Source organism: Novosphingobium sp. (genome assembly GCF_030699305.1).
In the GTDB taxonomy this organism is placed as follows: domain Bacteria; phylum Pseudomonadota; class Alphaproteobacteria; order Sphingomonadales; family Sphingomonadaceae; genus Novosphingobium.
Window position 1 is genome coordinate 179,071 of the sequence record NZ_JAUYNB010000013.1, and the last position, 20,113, is coordinate 199,183.

The following is a 20,113-nucleotide window of genomic DNA, read 5'->3' on the forward strand; positions in this document are numbered from 1 at the left end:
GCTAACTCTTTGGCCCCGCTTCAAATCCTGCTGTCCATCCGCAATGGCAATCCGCTATGGTCGACGCCGCTTCACCCCCTGCCCCGGCTGACAGCGCCCGCCAGACGATCGCGCTGGTGGATGATGACCGCAATATCCTGACCACCGTATCGATCGGCTTGCAGGCCGAAGGGTTCGCGACCCGCCTCTACACCGACGGTGCCACGGCGCTGAAAGCCTTGCTCGACAATCCCCCCGATCTGGCAGTGTGCGACATCAAGATGCCGCGCATGGACGGGCTGGAACTGCTTCAGAAACTGCGGGAGAAATCGGCCCTTCCAGTGATCTTTCTGACCAGCAAGGATGAAGAACCGGACGAGGCGCTGGGGCTGGCGCTGGGGGCGGACGATTACATCACCAAGCCGTTCAGCCAGCGCCTGCTGATTGCCCGGATCCGCGCCATCCTGCGCCGCTCCGAACTGGTGCGGGGCGAAGTGGAAGCGCCATCTCCCACCGCGCAGCCCGATGCCATCCGGCGCGGACGGTTACTGATGGATCCGCCGCGCCACGCGGTAACGTGGGATGACCAGCCGGTGTCGCTGACTGTCACCGAATTCCTGATCCTTGAGGCGCTGGCGCAGCGCCCCGGTCTGATCAAGACCCGCAACCAGTTGATGGACGCCGCCTATAACGACGATGTGTTCGTCGATGACCGGACGATTGACAGCCACATCAAGCGACTGCGGCGCAAGTTCCGCAGCGTCGATCCGGAATTCGGCGCGATCGAGACGCTGTACGGCGCGGGCTATTCCTTTGCCGACGGCTGATCGGCGGCCGCGCGAACCCGGCCCCGTCCGGCTGTTCTGGACCCGGCGAACCTCGCTCACCGCCCGCATCCTCGCGGTCAACGTGATCGCGCTGGGCCTGATGGCGGGCAGCCTGTTCTACCTCGACAGCTATCGCAAGCAATTGCTGGCCGAACGGTTTCAACTCGCCCGCGCCGAGGCAGAGATTACGGCTGATGGCCTGGCCGAAACCCCCATCGGCGGGCGGCGCGCGCTGATTGAGCGGGTCAGCACCGATCAGGCGCTGCGGCTGCGGCTGTACAATTCCAAAGGCAAGTTGCTGATCGACAGTTTCGATCTGGCCGGACCGACCTTCACCTTCGTCGACCCCGACCAGGAGGACTGGTATCAGCACGCCGCCCGCCGGATCGATGCGGGGATGAACTACCTGCTCGGCACCGCGCCGCTTGAACCGTATGCCGATCCCGCCGAAGAGCGCGCCGACGCCTGGCCGGAAGTCACCCGCGCGGTGGCGCTGGGCCAGACGATCGTGGTCCAGCGCGCCGCGCCCGATGAAACCCCGGTGCTCAATGCTGCGGCAACCGTTGGCGCGCGGGGCGAAGTGCTGCTGGCCACCCGCAACGCCACCGATATTACCCAGTCGGTCCGTGATGCCCGCCAGACGCTGGTGATCGTGCTTGCGGTCACGCTGCTCATCTCGATCCAGCTGTCGCTGTTTCTGGCGCGCACCATCGTCCAGCCGCTGCGCACGCTGGTGCGCGCGGCGGTGCGGGTGCGATTGGGGCGCGACCGCGCCGTCGTGGTGCCCCGCCTGCCGGAACGACGCGACGAGATCGGCCTGCTGGCCCGCGCCATTTCCGACATGACCACCGCCCTGCGCCGCCGGATCGACGGGGTGGAAGCCTTCGCCGCCGACGTTGCGCACGAAATCAAGAACCCGCTGGCCAGCCTGCGCAGCGCGCTCGAAACGCTGGAAAAGGTTGACGACGCCCAGCTCCGCCGCGAACTGACCGCGATTGCCGCGCATGACGTCCGCCGGATCGACCGGCTGGTGACCGAAATCGCCGAAGCCAGCCGGATCGACGCCGAACTCAGCCGCACCCAGTTCGTCGCGGTTGATCTGTTGGCGCTGGCCGAAGGACTGGCCCGCGGCCGGATCGAACGCGGCGGCAATGGTGCCTGCCGGGTACTCGTCACTCCGGTCGATACCGGCCCCTGGGACGTGCCGGGCGACCCGGCGCGGCTGGTACGGGTGCTGGAAAACCTGCTGGACAATGCCGTTTCGTTCTCCCCGCCCGGCGGCCATGTCGAAGTTACGGTGGAACGGCTGTTTGACCGGGTCGAGCTGGCTGTCAGCGATGACGGCCCCGGCATCCCGGCAGAAGCGCGTGAAAAGGTATTTGAACGGTTTCATTCGCTGCGTCCGTCCGGCGAGGATTTCGGCAGCCACTCGGGCCTTGGGCTGGCAATCGCGCGCACCATTGCCGAAGCACACGATGGCACCCTGATCGCGAGCGACCGGACCGATGCCCGCCCCGGCGCGCGGCTGGTGCTGAACCTGCCATCGCTGGATGAGGAGGACGAGGAATGAGCCTGCTGCATCAGGCCAGCTGCATCGCGATTCGCCGCCGGGCCGTGCTGATCGAAGGCCCGGCGGGCAGCGGAAAATCCAGCCTTGCGCTCGCGCTGCTCGATCGCGGGGCAGAACTGATCGGCGACGACGGGGTAACGCTGAGCGTCCGGGACGAGCGCTTGCTGGCCAGCCCGCCGCCGCGCATCGCCGGATTGATCGAGGTGTGCAACGTCGGCCTGCTGACGCGCCCCACCGTTGCAGGCGTGCCCGTGGTGCTGGTGCTGACGCTCGATCCACAAGCGCCGCGCTTCATTGAGCAGGCCGAACTGGCGGTGCGAGCGGGCGTGACGATTCCACTGGTGCGGCTCTGGCCGGACAGCCCGGTGCTGCACTTGCGCGCCGAACTGGCGCTTGACCGGTATGGCCTGACAGCCGACTAGCTCCGCTTTGTCCCTTCCCTTTGGGCCTGCGCCCGCCCACCCAGGAGGCCGTGATGTCTGAACCAGTCCACCCTGCCACCCGCCAGCGCGTGCTGCTGGTCACCGGCCTGCTGGGCGCGGGCAAGTCGACCGCGCTCAACGTGCTGGAAGATCTGGGCTGGGAGACGATCGACAATTTCCCGATCCGCCTGCTCGACCGGTTGATCGACGGTCCGGACGCCCCGGCGCCGGACTTGCGCCCGCCGCTCGCCATCGGGTTCGATTCGCGCACACGCGGGTTCGATCCGAACAAGGTGATCGAACGCGTGAAAAAGCTGGTCGGTCGCAACGACCTGGAGCTGACAACACTGTTTCTGGACTGCGCCGGGCAGGAGCTGGAACGCCGCTACAACGAAACCCGCCGCCGTCATCCGCTGGCGCAGGATATGCCGGCCGCATCCGGGATCGCGGCTGAGCGCGAGACGATGGAACCGTTGCGGCGCTGGGCCGACATGGTGATTTCCACCACGGATTTCACCAGCAACGATCTGCAACAGGCGATCCGCGAACGGTTTGGACGCGATGCGCCGATGGGCACCACCGTTTCCATCACCAGTTTCGGTTTCTCCCGCGGGATGCCGCCCGTCGCCGATCTGGTGTTCGATATGCGGTTCCTGCACAATCCGCATTGGAACCCGCAACTGCGCGCCCAGACCGGGCGCGACGCCCCGGTGGGCGATTTCATCCGCACGGATCCCGCGTTTGAAGAGGCGTTTGGCCGGATCCGCGACCTGATCCTGCAACTGCTGCCGCGCTATCAGGCGCAAGGCAAAGCCTACGTGAACATTGCCTTTGGCTGCACGGGCGGGCGGCACCGCTCGGTCTTTACCGCCGAACTGATGGCGGCGGCGTTGCGCGCGGCGGGCTATTCACCCAGCATCCTGCATCGCAACCTGTCCGCCCGCGCCGCCGATCTGGTGGAAGACCCATCGGGGAATCTACGCGGATCAGCGCCACTAAAACGTTGACCGTGGGCCGGTTCAGCGCCATTCGGAGCGGCTGAAATCGAGGCCGAATCGGCGGGTTGCAACAGCGGAGCGTCAGTTCAGCATGATCGGCATGATCCTTGTCACGCACGGCCGCCTGGCCGAAGAGTTCGTGCATGCCATGCAGCACGTTGTTGGCCGCCAGGAAGGCGTCGCAACGATTTGCATCGGCCCCAATGACGACATGGAGATTCGACGGCGCGAAATTGCCGACGCGATCCGCGACGTCAACAGCGGCCAGGGCGTAATCATTCTGACCGACCTGTTCGGCGGCACTCCGTCAAACCTTGCGATTTCGCTGATGCAGGCGGGCACGGTGGAAGTGATTGCGGGTATCAATCTGCCCATGCTGATCCGGCTCGCCAAGGCGCGCGGCTGCATGGACATCAAGGCCGCCACCGCTGCGGCTCGCGATGCAGGCCGCAACTACATCACGATCGCGTCTGAATTTCTGGGGCAAGACGCTTAACACGTTGGGGGATTTCAGCGGGATGACAGAGGCACGCGCAAGCGTCGAGATCGTGAACAACCGCGGGCTGCACGCCCGCGCCAGTGCAAAATTCGTCAACGCGGTCACCAAACTTCCCGATGGGCTGGCGGTGCGCGTTGCCAAGGACGGAAATGATGCGGTCGGCGGGTCGATCCTGGGCCTGATGATGCTGGGCGCAGCCAAAGGGGATACGATCGACATCATCGTCGCCGGGGACGGCGCGGATCTGGCGCTGACCAAGCTGGTTGGGCTGGTCAAGGATGGCTTTGGCGAGGACTGAGGCTTGACCCTGCGCCGCACGATCACCGGATTTTCCAACCCCACGGTCAAATATCTGCGAAGCTTGCGCGAAAAGAAGCACCGCAAGGCCGCCGGGCAGTTCCTGGCCGAAGGTTTGCGGCTGCTGACCGACGCGCGCGAAAGCGGCCAGCTCCCCGAAATCCTGGTCATGGCGACGGGCCGCGAGGCCCATCCGCTGCTGTCCGCGCTGGAGGCAGACGTGATCGCTGCCGGGGGCGAAGTGCTGGAAATGGACGAGGACATCCTCGCCAAAGTCACCGGCAAGGATAACCCGCAGGCGGTGGCCGGGGTATTCGCGGAATTCGATACGGGGCTGGCCGCGCTCGACCGGTCTTCGGCCAGGATCTGGCTGGTCGCGCAGGCGCTGCGCGATCCGGGCAATCTGGGCACGATGCTGCGAACCGGCGATGCTGTCGGCGCGGGCGGGCTGATCCTGATCGACGATTGCGCCGATCCGTTCTCGGTCGAGGCGGTGCGCGCCAGCATGGGCGCGATCTTTACCCAGCAACTGGCGCAGGCCCGCTGGGACGAATTCCTGCCCTGGCTGCGCAGCGGCGCGGGGCAACTGGTCGCCGCCAGCCTGCGTGACGCCCAGCCCTATCGCGGCGCGCCGTATGCCGCGCCGTGCTTCCTGATGGTCGGGAACGAATCGCGCGGCCTGCCTGAGGAATACGAGTTGGCCTGCGATCTGCGCGTCACCATGCCGATGAAAGGGCGCGCTGACAGCCTCAACGCCGCCGTCGCCGGGGCGGTGCTGGCCTATGAAGCGCTGGCCGCGCTGGACGGCTGATCCGTTCAGCCTGCGATCAGACAGCGTGCCCCACAACACGCGCCATGATCCGCACAATCACGCTCACCGCCATCGCCGCCCTGTCGCTGACCGCCTGCGCCCACGCCGCCGCCCCGCGCCAGACCGCGCTGCACGATACCAACTGGAAGATCGTGCGGATCGACGGCAAGGCCCCGGCCAGCGAACGCGCCGCGATTCGCTTCACGCAGGACCGGCTGAGCGCCACCGTTGGTTGCAACGGCCAGGGCGGCACCTGGCGTATCGAACAGGGCAAGCTGGTGGGCGGCCCCTATATGTCCACCATGATGTATTGCGACGGCCTGATGGAACAGGAACGCGCGCTGGCGGACCTGCTGGGCGCGAAGCCGTCGGTCGATGTCACGGGCGGCACACTGACGCTGCGGTCAAAGGACCATGTGATCGAAGCCCGCCGGGTGCGATAATCCCAATCCTCGCTTCCTGCATTCGTCCCGACCCCACTGCCCCATCCGCCCTGAGCTTGTCGAAGGACTGCCTTTTCCTGTTCGCTGGGAAAGTAAGGACAGTCCTTCGACAAGCTCAGGACGAGCGGGTTAGGGTGGTTTCGAGTGCTTTCAGGCGGGCGTATCGGTTTCCAGCGGCTCGCTATCCGCTGACGGCAAAGCGGGCTGCGCCGATTCCACATGGTCAGAATAGCGCGGATTCGATTCAACAAACGGAATCTCTTCGCTGATTTCACGCTTACCGATCTTGATGTGCTTTTCAGTCAGCCTGCGGGCGCGACTGAGTACATTACCTTCATAAGTCTTTGTAAAGTCATTGAACGAATTAACAGCGCGTCCGAGATGCACACCGGTCTTCACCAAGTCATCTTGGGTCTTTGCAAGACTGTCATAAAGATCGGATGCCAGTTTGCCGATCTCTCGGGCCTCCTTTGCAAGCCCTTCCTGCTGCCATACCTGCGCAATTGTCCGCGCGATCGCGACCAGGTTGGTCGGACTGGCGAGCAAGACCTTGTTGCGGAATGCAAAATCCCAAAGCGTGGTATCATGCTCTAATGCTGCGGAAATGAAATGTTCGCCCGGGACGAACATGATCACGTAATCGGGCGCATTCTCGAACTGCGACTGATAGCTTTTGGTCGCGAGCGTCTGGATATGATTGCGCATCGAGGCTGCGTGCAAATCAAGATGCACCTTGCGCGCATCATCACCCTCCGCTTCAAACGCGTCCTGATAAGCATTGAGCGAAACCTTGGCGTCGATCACCAACTGCTTATGGCCCGGCACCCGAATAATCGCGTCCGGGCGCAGCCTACCGTCTTCGGTTTCTACAGAATGCTCAAGGAGGAAATCGGTATGCTCTGACAGGCCGCACTGCTCCAGCACGTTCTTGAGTTGCTGTTCGCCCCAGCGGCCGCGCGCCTTTGGCGCATTGCGGAGAGAGTTACCCAGCCGTGCTGCCTCAACCCTTACGGCATCCTGGCCCTTGCGCATCTCGTCGATCTGCCCAGCAAGCTTACCAAAGGCATCGACCCGGTCCTTTTCCAGCTTCTGGACCTGTTCCTCATAACTCTTGAGGCGGTCCCCGACCGGCTGGAGCAGCGCCTTGATCTTTTCCGCGCTCTTGTCCTCTGACACGGTCATCCGCTCCTGCGCGCGGGCGAGGAACGATTCCTGTGCGGCGGCCAGCACTTTGGCCCCGGCGTTCTCAAACTCTTTCTTCAGCCCGTCCTGCGCGGTCAGCAGCAGGCGCTTCTGTTCATCGAAGTGATCAGCCTTGGCATGCATCGTTGCCAGTTCAGCCGTCTGCTCATCGCGGTGCCTACGCACCTCGGCCAGCTCCGCCTGCAACGCACCGACCCGTTCTGCCCGCTCACTCGCGGCGGCAAGGTCACGGATCGCGGCTTTGAACATGTCATCAAGTTCGCGCGAAAACCCTTCGGCCTGCGCCAGCCGCACGCGCAGATCCCCCACCGGGCGACTGGCGAGAAACCAGCCCAGCAGTGCGCCCAGCACGAGCGCGAAAACAACGATTACGGCAATGACGAACGGCGAATCCACATCGGCTCCCATCTGGAACGAAATGTGAACTTAGCGCCAGTTCCCCGTCAGCACAACACCCCTGACGATCAGGCCACCTTGCGCAGCTTGTCCAGCTTCTTCAGCGCCATCTGCCGCTTCAGGCGCGACAGGTGGTCGATGAACAGGATGCCTTCGAGGTGGTCCATTTCGTGCTGGAGGCAGGTCGCCATCAGGCCGTCCATGTCCGCTTCATGGGTCTTGCCGTCCAGATCCTGCCAGCGGGCGCGGATGCGCGCGGGGCGTTCCACTTCGGCGTAGATTTCCGGGACCGACAGGCAGCCTTCGGAATAGACCGAGTGCTCTTCGGACGGATCGAGGATTTCCGGATTGATGAACACGCGCGGTTCGCGCTTCACCGGCTGATGGGTGTGGCTGTGCCCGCCGTGGGCGGTGCAGACTTCGGGTTCGGCATCGGGATCGTCGGGCTGAAGATCAATCACCAGCACCCGCAGCGGCGCGCCCACCTGCACGGCGGCAAGACCGATGCCGGGCGCATCATACATGGTTTCGAACATGTCTTCGACCAGCGTCTTCAGCGCAGCGTCGAAAGTGGTGACGGGTTCGGACACCACTTTGAGGCGCGGGTCGGGAACTTCGATGATTTCACGGATAGCCATCTGGGCCAGATAGGAGCGTTGCGCGCGATTCTCAACCCACCCCTCAGCCCATCGGACGCCGCGCGCGCAGCGCCTGCGCCAAAGTGCCTTCATCGAGGTAGTCCAGTTCCCCGCCCACCGGCAATCCGTGCGCCAGCTGGGTGATCCGCACCGGATAGCCTTCCAGCCGCTCGGCAATGTAGTGCGCGGTGGTCTGCCCCTCCAGTGTGGCGTTCATCGCCAGCACAACTTCGTCGATCCCGCCTTGCGACACGCGCTCGATCAGCTGGCCGATGGTCAGGTCTTCAGGCCGCACGCCCTCCAGCGCGGAAAGCCGCCCGCCCAGCACGTGATAGCGCCCGGTAAACAGCCGCGCCCGGTCCAGCGCCCAGAGGTCCGCGACATCTTCCACCACGCAGAGCGCGCGGGAATCGCGGCGGGCATCGGTGCAGATCGCGCACGGATTGGTGGTATCGACGTTGCCGCAGGTATCGCATTCGACCAGCGTCGTGCGCACCGCTTCCAGCGCGTCGAGCAGCCCGACCAGCGCGGATTCGCGCCGCTTGATCAGCCATAGCACCGCCCGCCGGGCCGAGCGCGGGCCGAGGCCCGGCAGCTTTGCCAGCGCGGATGTGAGCGTTTCGATTTCAACCGAGGCCATGCCACCCCTTAACCGCTTGGCCAGAGCTTGTCGAAGGCCCGTCCTTTTCTTTTGCGACGGTAAAGCTAAGGACAGCCCTTCGACAAGCTCAGGGCGAACGGGGTTGGGTACACATGCGCATCATCTTCATGGGAACCCCGGATTTTGCCGTGCCCGCGCTGATCGCGCTGGTCGAGGCAGGGCATGAGGTCGTCTGCGCCTATTCCCAGCCGCCGCGCCCGGCTGGCCGGGGCAAACAGCTGCAACCCTCCCCTGTCCAGCGTGAGGCGGAGGCGCGGGGCATTCCGGTGCGCCATCCGGTGTCGCTGAAAGGGGCTGAAGATCAGGCCGCGTTCGCCGCGCTGAATGCCGATGTGGCGATTGTCGCCGCCTATGGCCTGATCCTGCCGCGCGCGGTGCTGGACGCGCCCCGCCATGGCTGCATCAACCTCCACGCCAGCCTGCTGCCGCGCTGGCGCGGGGCGGCACCGATCCAGCGGGCGATTCTGGCCGGGGACGCGCAAACCGGTGTCACGATCATGCAGATGGAAGCAGGGCTGGACACCGGGCCGATGCTGGCAGACGTGCGCACGGCGGTGGACGGCAAGACCGCGGGCGCGCTGACGGCGGAACTGGCGGAGCTGGGCGGACGATTGCTGCTGGACGTGCTGGCCGACCTGCCCGCGCATCCGCCCCGGCCCCAGCCGGATGCGGGCGTGACTTATGCCGCCAAGATCGACAAGGCCGAAAGTCGGCTCGACTTCACCCGCTCCGCCGCCGAAGTGGAACGCCAGGTCCGCGCGTTCGCGCCAACGCCGGGAGCGTTCTTCGAACTGGAGGGTGAGCGGTACCGTGTGTTGCAGGCCGAAGTGGCGGACGGCACTGGGGTAGCGGGCACAACCATCAACGATGCGCTGACCATTGCCTGTGCAGACGGCGCGATCCGCCCGGTGCTCATCCAGCGCGCGGGCCGCCCGGTGATGGACCGCGCGGCCTTGCTGCGCGGGCGCGCAATTCCCGCCGGGACCGTGCTGGCTTGATTTCCCACCTTCCCCGTTCGGGTCGAGCGAAGTCGGGACACAGGCGCGGGGTATCTCGACTTCGCTCGACCCGAACGGCATGGAAGTAAGCAATCATGACCCGCTTCGCCCTCACCCTGGAATTCGATGGCTCCCCCTTCATGGGGCTGCAACGGCAGACGCATGACCCGACCGTGCAGCAGGCGGTGGAGCATGCCGCCCGCGCGGTCACCGGCGAAACCGTGACCATGCATGCTGCCGGGCGCACCGACTCCGGGGTCCACGCGCTGGCGATGCGGGCGCATATCGACCTGGCCAAGGACATCGCTCCGTTCCGGCTGATGGGGGCGCTGAACGCGCATCTGCGACCCGCCCCGGTCGCGGTGCTGGCCTGCGAAGTGGTCGCGAATGACTGGCACGCGCGGTTTTCCTGCACGGGGCGCGAATACCTCTACCGGATCATCAACCGCCGCGCGCCGCTGACGCTGGAGCGGCAGCGGGCCTGGCAGGTGTCGCAGCCGCTGGACACCGATGCCATGCGCCGCGCCGCGCAGGCGCTGGTCGGGCTGCATGATTTCACGACGTTCCGGTCCGCCCATTGCCAGTCGGCGAGTCCCGTCAAGACGCTGGACCAGCTGACGGTCGAGCGGGTGGGTGATGAAGTGCAGATCCGCACCGCCGCGCGCAGCTTCCTGCACCATCAGGTCCGCTCGATGGTCGGTTGTCTGGCGCTGGTCGGCCTGGGGCGCTGGCGTGAGGAGCAGGTCGGCGAAGCGCTGGCCGCGCGGGACCGGCAGGCGCTGGGCCTCAATGCGCCCAGTGAAGGGCTTTATTTCGTTCGCGCGCTTTACCCCGGCGAGTGACGGGTTAAGTTGCAATCTGAAACCCCGCGCAAGGCGGAATGGATTCGGGAGACAATCATGACTTTCACGGGCCAGCAGCTCACCACCCAGCTTGATGCCGATGGCACGCTGACGGTGCAGCTCAACGATCACAGCTGGGATGCCCCGACCGGTACGCAAGTGCTGATCAAGGTCGAGGCCACCCCGATCAACCCGTCGGACCTGGGCCTGCTGTTTGCCTCGGCCGATACCGACAACGCGGTTTACACCCCCGGCAAGGTCGTGGCGAAAATGCCCGATGGTGCCACCCGCGCGTTCAAGGCGCGGCACGGCATGGCGATGCCGGCGGGGAACGAGGCGGCGGGAATTGTCGTCGCGGCGGGCGATGCCCCGGCCGCGCAGGCCCTGATGGGCAAGCGCGTGGCCTGCGTTCCGGGCACCGCCTATGCGACCTATGCAATCGCCGATGCCAGCATGGCCTTTGCCGTCGATGACAGCGTCACCGCCGAACAGGCCGCGTCCAGCTTCGTCAACCCAATGACCGCGCTGGGCTTTACCGAAACGATGAAGCTGGAAGGCTTCACCGGGATCGTCCACGCCGCTGCCGCATCGAACCTGGGCCAGATGCTGGTCAAGATCTGCCTTGAGGACAACATTCCGCTGGTCAACATCGTGCGCAGCGAAGCGCAAGTGAAGCTGCTCAAGGATCTGGGCGCGACCCACGTGCTCAACATGACCGATGCGGATTTCATGCCCAAACTGATCGACGCGATTGCCGAAACCAAGGCAATGCTGGGCTTCGATCCGATTGGCGGCGGCACGCTGGCCAGCCAGATCCTGACCGCGATGGAAGCCGCCGCCAGCCGCGGCGCGGTGTTCAGCCGCTATGGCTCATCCGAACCGAAAAAGGTCTGCATCTATGGCGGGCTCGATATCGGGCCGACGATCCTGAACCGCGCGTTCGGGCTGACCTGGGATCTGGCCGGGTGGTTGCTGACCCCGTTCATGATGAAAGCCGGCCACGAAGTGGTGGGCCGGATGCGCGCACGGGTGATGAAAGACCTGACGACCACCTTCGCCAGCCACTACAAGGCGCACGTCACGCTGGAAGAAATGCTGACCAAGCCCGCGGTGAGCGAATACAACGCGCGCCGCACCGGTGAAAAGTATCTGGTGACGCCAAACGGCTAATCCTGCGGTTCGGAGAGGCGGCGGAACCATTCGAGGATCGCCGCCTCGCCCCGGCTGTCGGCATTGCGCCAGCTTTGGGCATCGCGCCGGGAGTTGCGCGGGCGGCCATCGGGGCCGATCACGAACATGATGGGCGTGCCGCGCATCCGCTTCACGCCGTACCGCGCGGCCAGATCCAGATTGCGGCCTTTACCGACCTGCGGCACGCCAACATCGATGAAGGTAACACTGAACCGCGCGCCGAATGGATCGCGGAAGGCAGGACTGGTCAGCAGTTTGGCCAGACCGGTGCTGTCATGACACCAGTCCGCCCCGAACACGATCACGGCAGAGCGGCCGTCCCGCGCCGCATCGGCCAGCGCCGCGTCCAGATCGGCGCGGGCATCGGCGGCGGCGGGATAGTAGGCGGGCTGTTCAGCCTCTGCCGGAGCGGCCAGTGCCGCGCCGCCTGGCAACGCAAGTGCCAGCAGCAGCGCGGGCGCCAGCCAGCGCAGCATCAGGCCTTGCCCACCACGCTTTCCGGCAAGTCCTGCCCGAACACCCGCTGATAGTATTCCGCCACCAGCATCCGTTCCGTCTCGTCACACTTGTTGAGGAACGAGAGGCGGAAGGCAAAGCCCGGATCCTTGAAGATCGCGGTGTTCTGCGCCCAGGTGATGACCGTGCGCGGGCTCATCACGGTGGAAATATCGCCATTGATGAAGCCCTGACGGGTCAGGTCGGCGACCTTGACCATGTTGCTGACCACGGTCTCGGCCACGCCTTCAACCTTGCCCAGCACGATTTCGCTTTCGACGGCGGCGGGCAGATAGTTCAGCCCGACGACGATGTTCCAGCGGTCCATCTGGCCCTGGTTGATCGCCTGCGTGCCGTGATACAGCCCGCTGGTATCACCCAGCCCGACCGTGTTGGCGGTGGCGAACAGGCGGAAGTTCGGGTCCGGGCGGATAACACGGTTCTGATCGAGCAGCGTCAGCTTGCCTTCGGTTTCCAGCACGCGCTGGATCACGAACATCACGTCCGGGCGGCCCGCGTCGTATTCGTCGAACACCAGCGCGACCGGGTGCTGGAGCGCCCAGGGGAGCAGGCCTTCGCGGAATTCGGTGACCTGCAAGCCATCGCGCAGCACGATCGCATCGCGCCCGATCAGGTCGATCCGGCTGATGTGCGCATCGAGGTTGATGCGGATGCACGGCCAATTGAGGCGCGCGGCGACCTGTTCGATGTGAGTCGATTTACCCGTGCCGTGATAGCCCTGCACCATCACGCGGCGGTTGAACGCAAAGCCCGCCAGAATCGCCAGCGTGGTGTCCGGATCGAACACATAGCTGTCATCGCGGTCTGGCACGCGTTCATCGGCGATCGAGAAGGCCGGAACCTTCATGTCGATGTCGATGCCGAACGTTTCGCGCGCATCGATTTCGATGTCCGGCGCGGGCAGCACGGTCTTGTTGCGGGTGTCGAGCTGATCTGTTGAGGTCTGTGTCATCGGATACAAGCGCCTATACGGGCGCGGGCGGTCCTGCAATATGGATTAGATTGCAAAATACGACTCGTTTTGCTGCCGGGAGAGCACAAAGGCCCATGTACGAACTTTCCGTTACCCGCCTGATCGACGCCGCGCCTGCCAAAGTGTGGGATATGCTGACCAACCGCATGGGCGAATGGTGGTGCCCCAAGCCCTGGCGCGCCGAAGTCGAACGGCTGGACCGCGCGCCCGGCGGGCAATCCCTGATCGTGATGCATGGCCCGGACGGCGAAGTGAACCGGCACCCTGGCTTCATCGCGGCATGGGACGAAGGCCGCCGCTTTGCGATGACCGATGCGATTACGGGCGATCTGGAACCTTCGGGTCCGTTCATGCTGGGCATCTGGGAAGTGCAGGCCGAAGGCACCGGCACCCGCTACACCGCCCGCGCCCGCCACTGGACGCCCGAAAGCATGGCCCATCACAAGGAAATGGGGTTCGAACAAGGCTGGGGCGTCTGCGCCGATCAGTTGCAGGCGCTGTGCGAAGCCGCGTGACCCGTCAGGCGAACGCCGCCGCCTTGCGCAGCAACTGATACGCCTCCACCACCGCTTGCAATCGCTTTTCAAAACTGCGGTCGCCGCCGTTGCGATCCGGGTGATATTCGCGGACCAGCGCGGAATAGCGGCTGCGCAGCATCATCCGGTCCGAATCGAGCGGCAGGCCCAGCAATTCCAGCGCGCGTCGCTCATCGGGCGTCACCGCGCGGCCATCCTTGCGCTGCGCCGGGCGGCGTGCGCGGGCGCGGGCGCTGATCGCTTCGAGCGGGTCGGCAAAGTCCGCCCAGCGCGGGGCGGCATCGATTCCAGCCGTCGGGTTGAACGCCCGGGTTTCGCGTTCCCAGCCGTGGATCGGGGACTGCGCGTGCATGATTTCCTCGGCCGTCATCCCTTCGAACCAGTCATAGCCCGCGTTGAATTCGCGCACGTGATCGAGGCAGAACCAGCGGTAATCGCCCGGCCCGTCAAAGCTGGAGCCGCGCGGACCGGGCGCGCGGAATTCCCCCGCCTCGCGGCAGCCGGGCCGGTCACAGCCCCGGCCTGCCGCGCCAACGCGGCCATGAAAGCGATCATGTCTCACAGCGTTTCCCCATGGCGATTGTTCCGCTAGAAAGGAAGCCATGACAGGCCCCCTTGCACTCGAAATGGAAACGCTGCTGACGCAAGCGTTCCAGCCCACCCACCTTGCCGTGATCAACGACAGCGCGCGCCACCACGGCCACTCCGGCGATGACGGATCGGGCGAATCGCACTTCACGCTGGAGATCGAAAGCGCCGCCTTTGCGGGCCAGTCGCGGCTGGCGCGGCAGCGGATGGTCAACGCCGCGCTGGGCGATATTCCGGGGCAGCGTGTCCACGCCCTCGCCATCAAGGCGCGCGCACCGGGAGAGTGACGATCTCCAGCCTGACCGCGCTCCGCCCCGGCCAGGCCAACCTGATGACCGCCGGGCGCTTTCCCACATCCCGCTGCCGCAAGCGCCCTTGACCAACAGCGACTGATCGCTCCACCCTGCTGCCAAATGCAATAACAGGGAGAGTTCGATGACTGAGGCAACCAGGACCGCATGGATCACCGGCGCATCGTCCGGCATCGGCGCGGCGCTGGCGCGGGCTTATGCGGGGCGCGGGCTGCGGGTGATCCTGTCGGGCCGCAACCGCACAGCGCTGGAAGCGGTCGCGGCGCAGTGCGGGACCGAAACGCTGGTCCTGCCGTTCGAAGCGGCGGACTTTGAGGCCGCCCGCGCTGCTGCTGATACCGCGTGGGACTGGTCGGGCGGGATCGACGTGCTGGTCAACAACGCCGGGATTTCGCAGCGCTCGCTGGCCATCGACACTGACTTTGCGGTCTATCAGCGGATGATCGACGTCGATCTGCTCGGCCCCATCGCGCTCACGCAGGCGCTGCTGAAGCGGATGGCGGCGCGGGGGACCGGGCAGATCGTGATGATTTCCAGCCTCGCGGGCAAAGTCGGCTCGCCGCTGCGCTCGGCCTATTGCGCGGCCAAGCACGGGCTGATCGGTTATGCCGATGCGCTGCGGATTGAACTCAGCGCGCACGGGATCAGCGTGATCGGCGTCACCCCCGGCTCGATCCGCACCGATGTATCGCGCAACGCCGTCACCGCCGATGGATCGCGGCGCGGGGAAAGCGATGAAGCCATCGACAGCGGGATCGATCCCGATGAATTCGCCGCCCGGATGCTCGCCGCGATCGATGCAGGGGAACGCGAAGTGGCGATTGCCGAACACGGCATGGAACAGTGGATCGCGCAGGAACGCCGCACGCCCGAAGTGCTGTTTGACAAGATGATCGAATCCTTCAACGCCGGGTACGCCGCCAAGATGGGCGTGACCGCGCAATGACCGGCTATATCAAGCTGGAACAGCAGCGCGTCCGCCTCGCCAACGGGATCGAACTGGACGTCGTGGACACTGGCCCGCGCGATGCGCCGGTGCTGATCTTCCTCCACGGTTTTCCGGAAAGCCACCGCACCTGGCGCCACCAGATCGCGCACCTGTCTGCCCGGTTTCGCTGCATCGCGCCGGACCAGCGCGGCTATCGCGGGACGTCGAAGCCGGACGGGATCGAGAACTATACCCCCGACAAGCTGATCGGCGACGTGTTCCTGCTGGCCGATGCGCTGGGGGTGCAGCATTTCACCATCCTGGGCCATGACTGGGGCGGCGCGATTGCCTGGGGCGTGGCCTTGACCGGACAGGCCAGTGGCCGCGTCACCCGCGCGGTGATCGCCAATGCGCCGCATCCCACGATCTTCCCGCGCCTGCTTTACACCAATCGCGCCCAGCGCGCCGCCAGCCAGTATTTCCGCGACTTCCGCGACACCGCAAACGATGAACTGGTGCGCCAGCACGGGCTGGGCGCGCTGCTGCTGAAGGCGTTCGGCGGGCGCGATGCATCCCCCGCGCTGGAACCGGAAGAGCGCGCCGCCCTGCTGGCCGACTGGGCCGATCCCGATGCCGCCATCGCCATGCTCAACTGGTACCGCGCCAGCCCGATGGAAGTGCTGGACATGGACGCGCCCTATGAACTGCCCGCCGGGTGGAAGCCCTACCCCATCCCGCAGCTGACCATCCCGACCATGGTGATCTGGGCGCTGGACGATCACGCCCTGCCGCCTGAAAACCTCGACGGGATGGACCAGATCATCGACGATCTGACCGTGGTCAAAGTCCCCGGCTGCGGCCATTTCGTGCCGTGGGAAGCCCCCGCAGCGGTCAATGCTGCGCTGGATGCTTTTCTGGCGCGGACTGCCGATGGCTGAAGCAAGCCCGGCGCACCGGGACGATCTCGATTTGCTGCCCGCCGCGATCCGATCCATGCGGCGCAAGCCAGAACTGTGGCCTGCCAACCGGCGACCGCTGATCAACGGACCGGGCGTGGGTTACCGGTTAGCGGAGGGTGATTAAGCGCAACAGCGTTCTGCTTGCAGTCAGATCGCGGAGAAGTGTTCAAGATCACTGATTCGACCCGACACGACCAATTCGTCATCGGGGAAGATGATGGTATCAGGGACGGCATAAATGAACGCTTCGCCAGTGCGTTTCACACCCACCACGGTCACTTTGTACTTCTCACGGCATGCGCTGATGACCAGCGGCAGGCCATGGATGGGTTCGGGTGCGCGCAGCCGGGCGATGGCAAATTCATCATCAAAAGCGATGAAATCGAGCAGCCGTTCATTGAGAAGATGCGCCACGCGCTCGCCCATGCGTTCTTCCGGGAACACCACATGCGTAGCGCCGATTCGTTCAAGGATGCGGGCATGATTCGCGTTGCTCGCTTTGGCCCAGATGTTCGATATCCCCATTTCCGCGAGTGCCAGCACCGTCAGCACGCTGGCTTCGATGTCGGTGCCGATACCGACCACCGCCGTGTCGAAATCAGCCACGCCCAACTGCCGCAGCACTTCGCCATTGGTACAATCGGCCTCGACCACCTTGGTCAGATCCTCGGCATAGCGCTGCACCAGCTGCGGATCGCTGTCGACCCCCAGCACTTCGCTGCCCATGCTGCTAAGCCTGCGGGCCACAGCGCCGCCAAAGCGGCCCAGACCGACGACCAGAACAGGTTTGTGCTTGTCAGCCGACAATGAGATTCTCCTTGGGATAGCGATAGAGTTGCGGGGTTCGTCCAACCGCTAGCGCGGTGGCGAACGTAATCGTTCCCACCCGGCCGATAAACATCAGCAGCACGATCACAACCTGTGCGGATGGTGGCAGGTCGGCGGTGATGCCGGTTGACAGGCCGACGGTGGCGAAGGCTGAAATGCATTCGAACAGGATATCGGTCAGCGGCAGCGTGGTGATCGACGCAATGTAGGTGGTGGCGGCAAACACCAGGCTAGCGGAGAGCACAGTCACTGTCAGCGCCTGCCGCTCCAACTCGTGGCCGAACCGACGCTGGAAAAGCCCCGCATCGCGGTGGCCCAGCACTTCAGACAGCACTATGGCGAACAGAACGACGAAGGTCGTGACCTTGATCCCGCCGGCCGTGCCCGCGCTGCCGCCGCCGATGAACATCAGCAGGTAATTGACCATCAGCGTCTGATCATGAAAACCGCCGACATCGACGCTGTTGAAGCCCGCCGTGCGCGGCATCACCGAATGGAACGCGGCGTTGAGCAGCTTGGTCCCTACACCCATTGGGCCGAGGGTGGCAGCATTGCTCCATTCCATCACCAGGATCGCCACGAAGCCCAACGCCAGCAGCGCCAGCGAGCCATAGACCGTGACCTTGGAATGCAGCGACCACCGCCGCCATTCCAGCCGCTTATCGCGCAGATCCTGCAACACCGGAAAGCCGATTGCGCCAAGGGTGATCGCCACCATGATCGGCACGAGAATCAGCGGGTCGGCCTGATAGCCCATCACGCTGTCGGCATGGGTCGAAAAGCCGGCATTGTTGAAAGCGCTGATCGAATGGAACACCCCATGCCAAACGGCGTTGCCGACGCTCATGTCGTAACTAGCCATACGGACGGCAAGGATGGTCGCCACCGAAGCCTCAACGGCGATTGTGACGCCAAGCACTAGTTTGAGAACCGACAGCGCATCCCCCCGCTCCAGCCGCCCACGCTCGACCTGCGTCGCGATGCGATCATGCAACCCGAACCCGCGCCCGGCGATCAGTCCGAACAGGGTGGCGGCCGTCATAATGCCAAGCCCGCCAATCTGGAACATCAGCAGGATCGCCACCTGCCCGAACGGTGACCAATATGTGCCAGTATCGACCACTACCAGCCCAGTGACTGCGACCGCCGATGTGGCAGTGAACAGAGCCGTGAGGAATGGAGCCGGGGTTCCTTCAGCAGTGGCAATCGGCAGGCTCAGCAACACTGTGCCAATGGTGATGGCGAGCAAAAACAGGCTCGGCACCAGCCGGATCGGATTGCGCAGCGATTTCATGCGGCGTGATTGCCGCAGGTTCCTGCGATGAGCAAGGGCATGATCGGCCGGACATCCCGGCCATAATCGCCAACAGCGTCATGGGTGGATACCCGTCGCGCACCATCATAGCAGCATTCCGCCCATTTTCGGACACGAGCTGACCAGAGAGCGTCACCTTAAAGCGGAATTTCGGCTTACGCGCGTTTCAGTCCGTAACCCATTCCGCAGACGGCCAAGTGGCTGACATCTGGACGGGTGAACTTAGGGCAGGTTCTGATGCGCCGTCGGGCAGCGCGGAACCGCTTGCCGTTCTCACCCCCCTAAACCCACCAGTCAATACTCGCCCCATGCGGATGCGCGCGGGCGAGCATGACCGGCTCACCGTCGCCGGGCCAGTGGCGCATGACCAGCTCGTGCAGGTGGACCGTGCGATTGGCCTCCAGCGCGACCCATGCCAGCGGGCGGTCCGGCGTGGCCCGCGCTCCGGCGGCTTCCATCGCGGCGGTGATGCGGGCTTGCTGATCGGCGGGAACATATTGCCAGACGATGGAATGCATCAGCACCCGCGTCGTGCCGGCGTCCTGCGGCCGGGCCAGCTGCGCCTCGACGAAATCGGCGGCATTCATTTTTACCAGATCGGGCGGGGATTGGCCCGCCTCGGCAATCGCGGCGGCCATCCGTTCGAACCGGACGGTGTGTTCGGGCCAGATATAGGCTTTCAGCCGCAGCGCCTGCGCCGGGTCGGTCAGGTCCACCGGCGCGACATCGCAGCCTTTGGTCGAGGCAATCTGGATGGTAGCGTCCGGCGGCGGGCTGCCTTGCCACTCCGGCCGGAACGCCATCGCCCCCGGCAGCGGCCCCACCTGCACCCCGCCCAGATCATAGTGATAGCGCTCCAGCATCAGGTTGATCCCCGCGCTCGATCCGATCTCCAGACACTCGAAGCGCGGCGGCAGTCCCTGCCCCGCCAGCCACAGCATCGCGGCGATGAAATTGGCCGAGCGCCCGGCCTCGTTGGTCTGCGGCGGGCCGTCCAGCCAGGGCAGCAGCGCAGCTTCGTGGGTGTGGATCGCGGCTGCGACGATTGCGGGATCGTCAACGCCGGGTTGGTCCTCATAAATCGCCGCCAGCGCCGGTTCGGTCCCGCTCAGGTGCAAGGCATGCAACCCGCCCGCCAGCCGCAGCGGCAGCGCATCCGCCAGCGGCGCACCGGGCCAGTTGCGGACCCGGTCCAGCAGCGGACCGCCCTCACCCCGCGCCAGCAATTCCCCCACCGCCGCGCAGATCCGCCCCGTGATCGGGGCATCCGCCGCAGCGCAATAGGCCACCTGATTGACAAACGCCGCCGCCACCGCCCCGCTGCCGGTCGCCTGTATGTCGATCGGCTCGTATTTGTCCTGCATCCACCACTCCTTGCCCTTTG

25 protein-coding genes are annotated in these 20,113 nt (G+C 65.1%); 16 read left to right on the forward strand and 9 right to left on the reverse strand.

The genetic code is table 11. The features are described from left to right. Window positions 1–56: 56 nt before the first annotated feature. From Q8Q53_RS07025 to Q8Q53_RS07060, 8 genes are all read left to right on the forward strand, one after another. Entirely contained in the window at window positions 57–806 is a 750-nt protein-coding gene (locus tag Q8Q53_RS07025; RefSeq protein WP_305701046.1) for a response regulator transcription factor, read from the forward strand. Beyond that, complete coding sequence (locus Q8Q53_RS07030) at window positions 793–2,376, forward strand: stimulus-sensing domain-containing protein (RefSeq protein ID WP_371136527.1); 1,584 nt, start codon at window positions 793–795, stop codon at window positions 2,374–2,376. The genes Q8Q53_RS07025 and Q8Q53_RS07030 overlap by 14 nt, the downstream gene beginning before the upstream one ends. Further along, window positions 2,373–2,798 carry an HPr kinase/phosphorylase gene (locus Q8Q53_RS07035; RefSeq protein ID WP_305701047.1) on the forward strand — a complete coding sequence of 142 codons (426 nt, stop codon included), beginning with the start codon at window positions 2,373–2,375 and terminating at the stop codon, window positions 2,796–2,798. The genes Q8Q53_RS07030 and Q8Q53_RS07035 overlap by 4 nt, the downstream gene beginning before the upstream one ends. 53 nt (window positions 2,799–2,851) lie before the next feature. Beyond that, window positions 2,852–3,805, forward strand: coding sequence for an RNase adapter RapZ (gene rapZ, locus Q8Q53_RS07040; RefSeq protein ID WP_305701048.1), 954 nt, complete (start codon window positions 2,852–2,854; stop codon window positions 3,803–3,805). Between the two features lie 82 nt (window positions 3,806–3,887). Further along, the gene (locus Q8Q53_RS07045; protein ID WP_305701049.1) at window positions 3,888–4,292 is read left to right on the forward strand and encodes a PTS sugar transporter subunit IIA; all 405 of its coding nucleotides are present in this window, start codon (window positions 3,888–3,890) and stop codon (window positions 4,290–4,292) included. A 22-nt stretch (window positions 4,293–4,314) separates the two neighbouring features. After that, window positions 4,315–4,593, forward strand: coding sequence for an HPr family phosphocarrier protein (locus Q8Q53_RS07050; protein ID WP_305701050.1), 279 nt, complete (start codon window positions 4,315–4,317; stop codon window positions 4,591–4,593). 3 nt (window positions 4,594–4,596) lie between these two features. Continuing rightward, window positions 4,597–5,403, forward strand: a complete 807-nt coding sequence (locus tag Q8Q53_RS07055) for an RNA methyltransferase (RefSeq protein ID WP_305701051.1) — start codon at window positions 4,597–4,599, stop codon at window positions 5,401–5,403. A gap of 44 nt (window positions 5,404–5,447) precedes the next feature. Beyond that, complete coding sequence (locus Q8Q53_RS07060) at window positions 5,448–5,846, forward strand: META domain-containing protein (RefSeq protein ID WP_305701052.1); 399 nt, start codon at window positions 5,448–5,450, stop codon at window positions 5,844–5,846. Between the two features lie 150 nt (window positions 5,847–5,996). Here Q8Q53_RS07060 and rmuC read toward each other — a convergent pair whose 3' ends face one another. The 3 genes from rmuC to recR are packed head-to-tail and all read right to left on the reverse strand — an operon-like array spanning window position 5,997 to window position 8,723. Then, complete coding sequence (rmuC, locus tag Q8Q53_RS07065) at window positions 5,997–7,457, reverse strand: DNA recombination protein RmuC (protein WP_371136528.1); 1,461 nt, start codon at window positions 7,455–7,457, stop codon at window positions 5,997–5,999. 56 nt (window positions 7,458–7,513) lie between these two features. Then, window positions 7,514–8,083 (reverse strand): peptide deformylase, encoded by a 570-nt coding sequence (def, locus tag Q8Q53_RS07070; protein WP_305701054.1) that lies wholly within the window; start codon window positions 8,081–8,083, stop codon window positions 7,514–7,516. A 43-nt stretch (window positions 8,084–8,126) separates the two neighbouring features. Then, window positions 8,127–8,723 (reverse strand): recombination mediator RecR, encoded by a 597-nt coding sequence (gene recR / locus Q8Q53_RS07075; protein WP_305701055.1) that lies wholly within the window; start codon window positions 8,721–8,723, stop codon window positions 8,127–8,129. 113 nt (window positions 8,724–8,836) lie between these two features. Between recR and fmt the strand changes: the two genes are divergently transcribed. The 3 genes from fmt to Q8Q53_RS07090 all read left to right on the forward strand — a co-directional run bounded on the left by fmt (window position 8,837) and on the right by Q8Q53_RS07090 (window position 11,754). Beyond that, window positions 8,837–9,742 carry a methionyl-tRNA formyltransferase gene (gene fmt, locus Q8Q53_RS07080; protein ID WP_305701056.1) on the forward strand — a complete coding sequence of 302 codons (906 nt, stop codon included), beginning with the start codon at window positions 8,837–8,839 and terminating at the stop codon, window positions 9,740–9,742. A gap of 95 nt (window positions 9,743–9,837) precedes the next feature. After that, a complete protein-coding gene (gene truA / locus Q8Q53_RS07085; protein WP_305701057.1) occupies window positions 9,838–10,584 on the forward strand; it encodes a tRNA pseudouridine(38-40) synthase TruA in 747 nt (248 codons plus the stop codon). A 57-nt stretch (window positions 10,585–10,641) separates the two neighbouring features. Further along, entirely contained in the window at window positions 10,642–11,754 is a 1,113-nt protein-coding gene (locus tag Q8Q53_RS07090) for an alcohol dehydrogenase catalytic domain-containing protein (protein WP_305701058.1), read from the forward strand. Here the strand turns inward: Q8Q53_RS07090 and Q8Q53_RS07095 are convergent. Both Q8Q53_RS07095 and cobS read right to left on the reverse strand, forming a co-directional pair. Then, window positions 11,751–12,251, reverse strand: coding sequence for a thioredoxin family protein (locus Q8Q53_RS07095; RefSeq protein WP_305701059.1), 501 nt, complete (start codon window positions 12,249–12,251; stop codon window positions 11,751–11,753). The two genes, Q8Q53_RS07090 and Q8Q53_RS07095, sit on opposite strands and share 4 nt — an antisense overlap. Continuing rightward, window positions 12,251–13,243, reverse strand: coding sequence for a cobaltochelatase subunit CobS (cobS, locus tag Q8Q53_RS07100; protein WP_305701060.1), 993 nt, complete (start codon window positions 13,241–13,243; stop codon window positions 12,251–12,253). The genes Q8Q53_RS07095 and cobS overlap by 1 nt, the downstream gene beginning before the upstream one ends. 95 nt (window positions 13,244–13,338) lie before the next feature. Between cobS and Q8Q53_RS07105 the strand changes: the two genes are divergently transcribed. Further along, window positions 13,339–13,779 carry an SRPBCC domain-containing protein gene (locus tag Q8Q53_RS07105; RefSeq protein WP_305701061.1) on the forward strand — a complete coding sequence of 147 codons (441 nt, stop codon included), beginning with the start codon at window positions 13,339–13,341 and terminating at the stop codon, window positions 13,777–13,779. 4 nt (window positions 13,780–13,783) lie between these two features. Here the strand turns inward: Q8Q53_RS07105 and Q8Q53_RS07110 are convergent, their stop codons facing one another. Continuing rightward, complete coding sequence (locus Q8Q53_RS07110) at window positions 13,784–14,362, reverse strand: J domain-containing protein (protein WP_305701062.1); 579 nt, start codon at window positions 14,360–14,362, stop codon at window positions 13,784–13,786. Window positions 14,363–14,402: 40 nt separating this feature from the next. On the opposite strand from Q8Q53_RS07110, the gene Q8Q53_RS07115 reads away from it, so the two are divergent. From Q8Q53_RS07115 to Q8Q53_RS07130, 4 genes are all read left to right on the forward strand, one after another. After that, complete coding sequence (locus tag Q8Q53_RS07115) at window positions 14,403–14,675, forward strand: BolA family transcriptional regulator (protein WP_305701063.1); 273 nt, start codon at window positions 14,403–14,405, stop codon at window positions 14,673–14,675. 148 nt (window positions 14,676–14,823) lie between these two features. Further along, a complete protein-coding gene (locus Q8Q53_RS07120) occupies window positions 14,824–15,645 on the forward strand; it encodes an SDR family NAD(P)-dependent oxidoreductase (RefSeq protein WP_305701064.1) in 822 nt (273 codons plus the stop codon). Beyond that, window positions 15,642–16,565 (forward strand): alpha/beta fold hydrolase, encoded by a 924-nt coding sequence (locus Q8Q53_RS07125; RefSeq protein WP_305701065.1) that lies wholly within the window; start codon window positions 15,642–15,644, stop codon window positions 16,563–16,565. Before Q8Q53_RS07120 ends, Q8Q53_RS07125 begins: the two co-directional genes overlap by 4 nt. Further along, on the forward strand, window positions 16,558–16,710 hold the full coding sequence (locus tag Q8Q53_RS07130; RefSeq protein ID WP_305701066.1) for a hypothetical protein: 153 nt from the start codon (window positions 16,558–16,560) through the stop codon (window positions 16,708–16,710). Before Q8Q53_RS07125 ends, Q8Q53_RS07130 begins: the two co-directional genes overlap by 8 nt. Before the next feature lie 23 nt (window positions 16,711–16,733). Here the strand turns inward: Q8Q53_RS07130 and Q8Q53_RS07135 are convergent, their stop codons facing one another. The 3 genes from Q8Q53_RS07135 to Q8Q53_RS07145 form a co-directional block, all read right to left on the reverse strand. After that, window positions 16,734–17,393 carry a TrkA family potassium uptake protein gene (locus Q8Q53_RS07135; RefSeq protein WP_305701067.1) on the reverse strand — a complete coding sequence of 220 codons (660 nt, stop codon included), beginning with the start codon at window positions 17,391–17,393 and terminating at the stop codon, window positions 16,734–16,736. Beyond that, window positions 17,383–18,708 (reverse strand): TrkH family potassium uptake protein, encoded by a 1,326-nt coding sequence (locus Q8Q53_RS07140; RefSeq protein WP_305701068.1) that lies wholly within the window; start codon window positions 18,706–18,708, stop codon window positions 17,383–17,385. Before Q8Q53_RS07140 ends, Q8Q53_RS07135 begins: the two co-directional genes overlap by 11 nt. A gap of 302 nt (window positions 18,709–19,010) precedes the next feature. Next, complete coding sequence (locus tag Q8Q53_RS07145) at window positions 19,011–20,093, reverse strand: DUF2332 domain-containing protein (RefSeq protein WP_305701069.1); 1,083 nt, start codon at window positions 20,091–20,093, stop codon at window positions 19,011–19,013. Between the last annotated feature and the right edge of the window lie 20 nt (window positions 20,094–20,113).